Annotated in this window: 7 protein-coding genes; all 7 read right to left on the reverse strand. The window is 71.3% G+C overall.

The window, feature by feature from the left end; all coding sequences use genetic code 11:
• Positions 1–561: SatD family protein (locus I5G_RS11125; RefSeq protein ID WP_022879116.1), on the reverse strand; the 561-nt coding region annotated here is incomplete at its 3' end.
• A 48-nt stretch (positions 562–609) separates the two neighbouring features.
• A complete protein-coding gene (gene argH / locus I5G_RS11130) occupies positions 610–2,040 on the reverse strand; it encodes an argininosuccinate lyase (protein ID WP_022879117.1) in 1,431 nt (476 codons plus the stop codon).
• Between the two features lie 40 nt (positions 2,041–2,080).
• Positions 2,081–3,211, reverse strand: coding sequence for a heparan-alpha-glucosaminide N-acetyltransferase domain-containing protein (locus tag I5G_RS11135; RefSeq protein ID WP_022879118.1), 1,131 nt, complete (start codon positions 3,209–3,211; stop codon positions 2,081–2,083).
• Positions 3,190–4,113, reverse strand: coding sequence for an ornithine carbamoyltransferase (argF, locus tag I5G_RS11140; protein WP_022879119.1), 924 nt, complete (start codon positions 4,111–4,113; stop codon positions 3,190–3,192). The genes I5G_RS11135 and argF overlap by 22 nt, the downstream gene beginning before the upstream one ends.
• On the reverse strand, positions 4,110–5,360 hold the full coding sequence (locus tag I5G_RS11145; RefSeq protein WP_022879120.1) for an acetylornithine transaminase: 1,251 nt from the start codon (positions 5,358–5,360) through the stop codon (positions 4,110–4,112). The genes argF and I5G_RS11145 overlap by 4 nt, the downstream gene beginning before the upstream one ends.
• On the reverse strand, positions 5,357–6,259 hold the full coding sequence (argB, locus tag I5G_RS11150) for an acetylglutamate kinase (RefSeq protein WP_022879121.1): 903 nt from the start codon (positions 6,257–6,259) through the stop codon (positions 5,357–5,359). The genes I5G_RS11145 and argB overlap by 4 nt, the downstream gene beginning before the upstream one ends.
• A partial coding sequence (locus I5G_RS11155) for a bifunctional ornithine acetyltransferase/N-acetylglutamate synthase (protein ID WP_026095859.1) occupies positions 6,256–6,526 on the reverse strand: 271 nt, incomplete at its 5' end. The genes argB and I5G_RS11155, both read right to left, overlap by 4 nt.

The following is a 6,526-nucleotide window of genomic DNA, read 5'->3' on the forward strand; positions in this document are numbered from 1 at the left end:
CTGGGTGATGCCCTCGTCTCCGGCGAGCTCGCGCTGCGACCGGCCGAGGCATCGGCCGTACGTCAAGCGCCGCGCGCGTTCACTCATCGACGACACGAGCTGATCGCGGGACAGCGCGTAGGCGTTCGCGAGCGCGACGCTCTGCCGCACCTCGGCATCCGCGCCCTCATGCGCCTCGAACCACGTGCGCGCGAGCGGCGCGACGCGCTGCTGCACGGCCTCGATCCGCTCGATCGCGGCGCGCGCGGCCCACCACGCGGGCCCTTCGGGGATCGTCCGGTCGCCCAGTTCCACGGGGCGGACGTCGCCCACGCCCACGCCGAAACGACACTCGACCCCGTCCGGCAGGTTCAGGCGCACGAGGAGCAGCGCCGCCGCCGCGGCGGCGACCGTCGGATACTCGGCCTGCAGCTCGTCGCCGACGACGGCCGTGAGAGGGGTGACGGCGAGCGGGACGTCGACCTCCGCGCGGGCGACCGCCCTCTCGATCGCGCGCTGCGCGGCCGTCCGATCGTTCAACTCTCGCGAGCGGACGATATCGGCGATCACGGCGGCGGTCATGGGATAAGCGTATTGCTTATGGGGGCGGGTTTATAAGTGTTTGGCTAATCAGAGGGACAGGGCGTGGGCCGCGGACTGCGCCCGGGCGACCAGTTCGGTGCGCTGCTCCGCCACGCGGTCGGGCGCGGTGCCGCCCGCGCCCGTGCGACTCGCGACCGACCCCTCGATGGTCAGCACTCCGCGCACGTCCGGCGTGAGGGACGGGGAGACGGATGCCAACAGGGCGTCATCGGCATCCTCGAGACCGATCCCGCGCTCTTCGCACGCACGGACCAGAGCGCCCGAGATCTCGTGGGCATCGCGGAACGCCACCCCCTGCCGCACCAGCCACTCGGCGACGTCCGTCGCGAGGGAGAAGCCCTGCGGGGCGAGCTCCGCCATTCGCTCGGTGTGGAAGCGGAGGGTGGAGATCATGCCCGAGAAGGCCGGAAGGACGAGCTCCAGGGTGCGCACCGAGTCGAACACGGGCTCCTTGTCCTCCTGCAGGTCGCGGTTGTACGCGAGCGGGAGGCCCTTCAGCGTTGCGAGCAGGCCCGAGAGGTTGCCGATCAACCGGCCGGCCTTGCCGCGCGCGAGCTCGGCGATGTCGGGGTTCTTCTTCTGCGGCATGATGCTCGACCCGGTGGAGTACGCGTCGTCGAGGGTCACGAACCCGAACTCGCGCGTGTTCCACAGGATCACGTCTTCGGCGAGGCGGGACAGATCGACGCCGATCATCGCCGCGATGAAGGCGAATTCGGCCACGACATCGCGCGATGCCGTGCCGTCGAGCGAGTTCTCGGCCGGGCGGGCGAGGCCGAGCCGGTCGGCGACCAGCTGCGGGTCGAGGCCGAGCGTCGCTCCGGCGAGCGCCCCGCCGCCGTACGGCGAGACGGAGGCGCGCACGGACCAGTCGCGCAGACGCTCGATGCCGCGCACGAACGCCCAGCCGTAGGCCTGGAGATGGTGCGCGAGGAGCACCGGCTGCGCGTGCTGCAGGTGCGTGCGCCCGGGCATGATGGCCGACTCGTGCGCGGTCGCCTGCGCGACGAGCGCGTCGATGAGGCGGAGGAGTTCGCGCGTGATCGTGCGCGCGTGATCGAGCAGGTAGAGGCGCACGAGCGTCGCGATCTGGTCGTTGCGGCTGCGGCCCGCCCGAAGCTTGCCGCCGAGGGCTGCTCCCACGGTCTCGATCAGCACGCGCTCGAGCGCACCGTGCACGTCCTCGTCGCTGGGGGCGGCGACGAGCGTGCCCGCCCGCACGCGATCGGCGAGAGTGTCGAGACCGGCGTGCATGTCGCGGGCCTCATCGGCGGAGAGGTACCCCGCGGCTTCGAGGGCCGCAGCGTGCGCGTGCGACCCCGCGATGTCGTAGAGCGCGAGGTCCCAGTCGAAGTGGGTGGAGCGGCTCAGCGCGGCGAGCTCGGGAGACGGCCCGCCGGAGAAACGGGCGCCCCACAGCGCGCCCTCGTTCGTGCCCTGACCGGTCTCACTGCTCATGCTCCCAGCCTAGCGAGAGCGGCGGACACCACCCGGCCGCTCAGACCGCGGCCGCCGGGGGCGTGGCATCCGGTCGGGTGGGGGGACCGACCACGCGACGCACGAATCCGTCAATCACGGCCTCGAGCGGTCCTCGGCCGACGAGAAGGGCCCACGCCGTGCAGCCCACGACGATTCCCACGGCCAGCGGGAGGAAGAGACCCGCCTCCCGCACCCCGGACAGGTCGGAGGTGTCGCCGAGAACGGCGGCCGCCAACACGGCCCAGACGACGATGTGCGCCACGTACGCGGTCAGCGGCATGGAGCCGACCGCGCGCAGGGGAATCGCCACCCACCGCACCGGCGTGCGGCAGACCAGCAGGCACAGCCCGATCACCGCGATCGCGAAGCCGCCGGAGCCGATGACCTCGCCCAGTCCCGAGGAATGCGCCTCCGCGGTCAGGACCGCCGCGAGGTACGGGGTTCCCGGACGCGCGACCAGAGCCAGACCGTAGCCGAGGGCGGACACCACGATCCCGACCACCGCGACCAGCACCTGGACGCGCACCCGCTGGAGGTCGAGTCGGCCGACGCCCATCCCGGCGAGGAGGAAGGCGATCCACACCGGGAACGGATAGTGCCAGCCCACGAACGCGGCGAGGTCGTCTCCTGCCGGGCCCGACCAGATCGGCGCGGCGTCGAGCAACGGCTGGATCCACGGCATCACCACCGCGACGATCGCCGCGGCGAGGAACAACCGGCCCGACCGCAGGCCCAGGAACGGCAACGACAGCGCGAACAACAGGGCGTAGGCCGGGAGGATTACGTACACCGGGACCCCGGTCATCACCAGCAGGATACCGATCCCCCACAGCAACCCGCCGCGCATCGCCAAGCGGGCCGACGCTCGGGTGCGCGCTGGCCCCTCGAGCGGACGCGGGCCGCCGGTGACGAGCGCGATCGACAGGCCCGCGAGAGTCGCGAACAGGATCGAGGAGCGACCGTTCACGACGTCGAGCCACGTCGCGGGATCGTCCGGAGCGAACGCCTCCTCGATCGTCAGCAGGTGCGCGGCGAACATGCCGAGCACCGCGAGTCCGCGCGCCAGATCGATCCCGACGAGCCGGGCGGGGCCGTCGAAACGGCGCCACGCCCGGTTCGCACGCGACGTCAGTCCTGGCGCAGCAGCCACACCAGCAGCGCCTTCTGGGCGTGCAGCCGGTTCTCGGCCTCGTCCCACACGACGCTCTGCGGGCCGTCGATGACCTCGGCCTCGACCTCGTAGCCCCGGTCGGCGGGGAGGCAGTGGATGAAGATCGCGTCCTCGTCGGCGCGGGACATGAGGTCGGCGGTGACCTTGAATCCGCCGAGATCGCGGATGCGCGCGATCTTCTCCTCTTCCTTGCCCATCGACACCCACGTGTCGGTGACGACGACGTCGGCCCCGGATGCTGCGGCCGCCGGGTCGTCGATCAAGGTGATCGAACCGCCGGTCGTGGCGGCGATGCGCTCGGCATCCGCGATCACGTCCGGGCGGGGCGCGTAATCGGCGGGCGACGCGACGCGGACGTGCATCCCGGCGGTGACCCCGGCGAGTACGTAGGAGTGCGCCATGTTGCTCTGGCCGTCGCCGAAGAACGAGAGCGTGAGACCCTTCAGCTCGCCCTTGTGCTCACGGATCGTGAGCAGATCGGCGAGCAGCTGGCACGGGTGGAAGTCGTCGCTCAGAGCGTTCACGACCGGGACGCGGGTCCCGCGGGCCATCTCCTCGAGGCCGGCCTGCGCGTAGGTGCGCCACACGATCGCGGCGACCTGCCGCTCGAGGACGCGCGCCGTGTCGGAGGGGGTCTCCTTGCCGCCGAGCTGGCTGTTCGCGGTGGAGATGATGAGCGGCGAACCGCCCAGATCGGCGATGCCGACCGCGAAGGACACGCGCGTGCGGGTCGAGGACTTGTCGAAGATCACGGCGACGGTCTGCGGACCCGCCAGCGGCTTCTGGGCCCAGCGGTCCTTCTTCAGCTCGATCGCGAGATCCAGGATCTCGGCCTGCTCGGCCGGGGACAGGTCGTCGTCGCGCAGCAGGTGGCGGGTCACGCGGGAACTCCTTCGATGATGAGGGCATCGGCCACGGTGGCCAGCGCGGCGCCGAAGAGCGCCAGGAACTCGGCGATCTCGGCGTCTTCGATGATGAGCGGCGGGGCGAGGCGGATCGTCTCGTCGTTCGCGGCGTTGACGATGAGCCCGTGCTCCTGCGCCGCGGCCACGACGGCCTTCGCGACCGGGTGGGTCAGCGCCACGCCGAGGAGGAGACCCCGGCCGCGCACACCGGCGACGAGCGGCGACCCGAGGACGGCGATGCCGTCGCGCAGCTGCGCCTCTCGTTCCGCGGCGTTGCCGACGAGGTCCGCGGACTCGATCTCCTGCAGGACGGCGCCCGCCACGGCGGTACCGAGCGCGTTGCCACCGAAGGTCGAGCCGTGGGTGCCGGGGAAGAACAGGTCGCTGGCCGCGCCGAACGTGATGAGGGCGCCGATCGGAAACCCGCCGCCGATGCCCTTCGCCACCGTGATGGCATCCGGGACGATCCCCGCGTGCTGGAACGCGAACCATGCGCCCGTGCGGCCCGCGCCGGTCTGGATCTCGTCGACGATCAGCAGCGCGCCGTGGCGCGCGGTGATCTCCCGGGCCGCCTCGAGGTACCCCTCGGGCAGTTCGACCACACCGGCCTCGCCCTGGATCGGCTCCACGATGAAGGCGGCGACGTGCTCGTCCACCGCGGCCTCGAGCGCCTCGATCGTCGCGTCGATGTGCTCGACGCCGGCGATCATCGGGAGGAAGTCGGCCTGGAGCGCGGGCTTACCGGTGAGCGCCAGCGCGCCCATCGTGCGGCCGTGGAACCCGCCCTTGAGCGTCAGGATGCGGGTCCGGTCGGTGCCGCGCCCGTGGAGTCGGGCCAGCTTGAACGCCGCTTCATTCGCCTCGGCGCCCGAGTTGGCGAAGTACACGCGCCCGGAATCCCCGGTGCCGGCGAGCCGCTTGAGACGCGCGGCGAGCGCGAGCTGCGGGGGCGTCGCGAAGTAGTTGGAGACGTGCGAGAGGGTCGCGGCCTGCGTCGCCACGGCCTCGACGAACGCCGGGTGGGCGTGGCCGAGCGAGTCGACCGCGATGCCCGCGAGGAAATCGAGGTACTTCTTGCCGTCGCCGTCCCACACGTACGCGCCCTCACCGCGGACGAACAGGGCCATGCGGTCGCCGAAGCTGCGGACGAGGTCGCGCCCGGCATCCTCCTGCCAGGACGGGCCGCGCGAGCCCTGGGATTCCTGTGTCGTGTCCGCGTTCACGCGACCACCTCCGTTCCGATTCCTTTGCTGGTGAAGAGTTCGACGAGCACCGAGTGCGGCACTCGCCCGTCGATGATGGCGGCCGTGGGCACTCCCCCGTCGACCGCGTCGAGGCACGCCTGCATCTTCGGGATCATGCCCGACTCGAGCTTCGGGACCATCGCGCGCAGCTCGGTCGACGTCAGGTGCGACACGAGCGAATCGCGGTTCGGCCAATCCGCGTACAGCCCGGGCACGTCCGTGAGGACGACGAGCTTCTTCGCGTTGAGCGCGACCGCGAGCGCGGCCGCCGCGGCATCCGCGTTGACGTTGAGCGATGTGCCCGGGTTGTCCAGGTCGGGCGCGATCGACGAGACGATCGGCACGCGGCCGGCGGCGAGGTGATCGAGGACCGGCTGCGGGTCGACCGTGACGACGTCACCGACGCGACCGAGGTCGTGCTCCACGCCGTCGACCACGACACCGCGGCGACGGCCACCGAAGAGTCCGGCATCCTCTCCGCTGAGGCCGGTCGCGAGCGGGCCGTGCGCGTTGACCTTGGCGACGAGTTGCGGGTTGATCTGCCCGGTCAGCACCATGCGCACCACACCGATCGCCTCGGTCGAGGTGACGCGGTAGCCCCCGCGGAACTCGCTCGGGATGTCGAGCCGGTTCAGCATGGAGGAGATCTGCGGCCCGCCGCCGTGCACGACGACCGGCTTCACCCCGACGTAGCGGAGGTAGGCGATGTCGGCCGCGAACGCGTCCTGCAGCTCGTCGCTCACCATGGCGTTGCCGCCGTACTTCACGACCACCACCTGGTCGCGGTACTTGCGCACCCACGGCAGCGACTCGACGAGCGTCACGGCCCGTTCACTCGCCTGGGCGGGATCAGTGTCCTGAAGATCGATGTCGCTCATGAGGCGTAGGCGCTGTTCTCGTGGACGTAGTCGTGGGTGAGGTCGTTCGTGCGGATCGTGGCCGCGGCGTCGCCGACCCGCAGGTCGACGAGGAGGTCGGTCGCACGCGGGGTCAGGTCGACCTCCTCGCGCGGGCGGTCGGGACCGCCGGCCGAGCACACACGGACACCGTTCATCCAGACGTCGACGTCGTACGGGTCGAAGGCAGCCTGGGTGGTGCCGATGGCGGCGAGCACGCGACCCCAGTTCGGGTCGTTGCCGAAGATC

The organism is Microbacterium sp. B19 (genome assembly GCF_000333395.1).
Taxonomy (GTDB): Bacteria; Actinomycetota; Actinomycetes; order Actinomycetales; family Microbacteriaceae; genus Microbacterium.